Consider the following 1,899-nt stretch of genomic DNA (forward strand, 5'->3'; position numbering starts at 1 on the left):
CCCCGCCATCCTCCCGAAAGGCCTGACTTGACGACCCTCGAACGTCCCGCCGCCGCGCCGCCCGTCGCGCGCACCTCGAAGCGCCGGAGCATCGCCTCCACCCGACGCTGGTCGGCGCTGTTCCTCAGCCCGGCGCTGCTCATCATCGGCGTCTTCACCCTCATCCCCACCCTGATGACGGTCTGGATCAGCTTCCACCGCTGGTCGATGTTCACCCCCATCACCGAGATGACGTGGGTGGGGCTCGACAACTACTCCGGGCTGTTCGCCGATGCGACCAGAGTGCAGGCGCTCGGCAACACCGCCCTCTACGTGCTGCTGTCGATCGTCATCACCGTGCCGATCGCCCTGCTGATCGCGCTGCTGCTGTACTTTCCGCGCCTCAAGGGCAAGGGCATCGTGCGGGTGCTGCTCTTCGCGACCTATGTGATCCCGACGATCGCGATCGTCATCATCTGGAGCAACATCTACGCGCCCGGCTACGGCCCGCTGAGCACCATGGTCGCCGCGGTCGGGATAGACCCGCCCGGATGGCTCAGCGACCCGCAGTGGGCCCTGGTCTCGCTCGTGATCTTCAACGTCTGGCAGATGCTCGGCTACTACGTCATCCTGCTCATCGCCGGGCTCACCCAGATCTCCGAGGACCTCTACGAGGCCGCACGCATCGACGGCGCGGGCATCGTCCGTCAGACCTGGTCGATCACGATCCCGCTGCTGCGCCCGTCGCTGGTGTTCGTGGTGCTGATGACCTTCATCAACTCGATCCAGGTGTTCGATCCGATCTACCTCCTCACCCAGGGCGGGCCCGCGAACTCGACCAACATGGTCTCGTTCGAGATCCAGCGCACCGCGTTCCAGTACGGCATGGCCGGTGAGTCCTCGGCCCTCGCGGTCTCGCTGTTCCTCATGATCATCGCCGTCGGCGGGGTCCTCGGCATCATCATGAAGGGACGCACGCGATGAGTCTTCAGACCAGCACCTCGACCCCGACCTCCACGCCGCCTCGGGCTCCGAAGCCGAAGACGGCGCCGGCCTCTCGGCGTCCGGTTCCGATGCGGCGGCGGCTGTCGACGGCTGGACTCTACGTGCTGCTGGCGATCGTCGCCCTGGTGCCGCTGTTCCCGCTGTACTGGCTGGTGATCTCGGCGCTGAAGTCGCCCGCGGAGTTCTCCCAGATCCCGCCGACCTGGTTCCCGACCGACCCGACGCTCGATCAGGCCGCGACCGCGCTGACGGCAGTGCCGTTCATGCAGTCCATGATGAACAGCCTCATCATCGCCGGTGGCAGCACCCTCAGTGTCCTCGCCACCAGCATCCTTGCGGGGTACGTGTTCGCCAAGCACACCTTCAAGGGGCGCGATCTGCTCTTCTGGTCGATCGTCGCGACGATGTTCCTGCCCCCGATCGTGACCCTGGTGCCGCTGTACTACCTGGTCAACAGCATGGGACTCTCCGACACGTATCTCGGCGTGATGCTGCCGTGGTTGGCGAACGCGTTCGGCATCTTCCTGATGCGGCAGTTCATCCGCGACATCCCGGACGAACTCATCGAAGCGGCCAGGATGGACGGCGCCGGAGAGTTCCGGATCGTCTGGCAGTTCGTCGTTCCGCTGCTGAAGCCCGCGATCGTCACGCTCGCCGTCTTCATGTTCGTCTATGCGTGGAACAACTTCATCTGGCCGCTCTCGATCCTGCGTTCGGAGGCGCTCTACCCGGTGGTCCTGACCCTGAACAGGCTCATGTCCTACACGATGAGCTTCGAGTATCAGAACGTGGTGCTGGCCGGTGCGATCATCGCGTCGCTTCCGACGCTCCTGGTGTTCCTGGTCACGCAGCGGGTGTTCGTCGCCGGAATCGCCGCCAGTGGTGTGAAGGGCTGACGCTCACGCCGCAGCCCCC

General features: G+C 65.1%; 2 protein-coding genes. Both read left to right on the plus strand.

From position 1 onward, the window contains the following. The first annotated feature begins 27 nt into the window (after positions 1-27). Complete coding sequence (locus tag ACNPM4_RS15775) at positions 28-963, plus strand: carbohydrate ABC transporter permease (RefSeq protein ID WP_051662632.1); 936 nt, start codon at positions 28-30, stop codon at positions 961-963. Further along, on the plus strand, positions 960-1,880 hold the full coding sequence (locus tag ACNPM4_RS15780; RefSeq protein ID WP_197021065.1) for a carbohydrate ABC transporter permease: 921 nt from the start codon (positions 960-962) through the stop codon (positions 1,878-1,880). The genes ACNPM4_RS15775 and ACNPM4_RS15780 overlap by 4 nt, the downstream gene beginning before the upstream one ends. Positions 1,881-1,899 lie beyond the last annotated feature (19 nt).

The organism is Microbacterium umsixpiens (assembly GCF_053543675.1).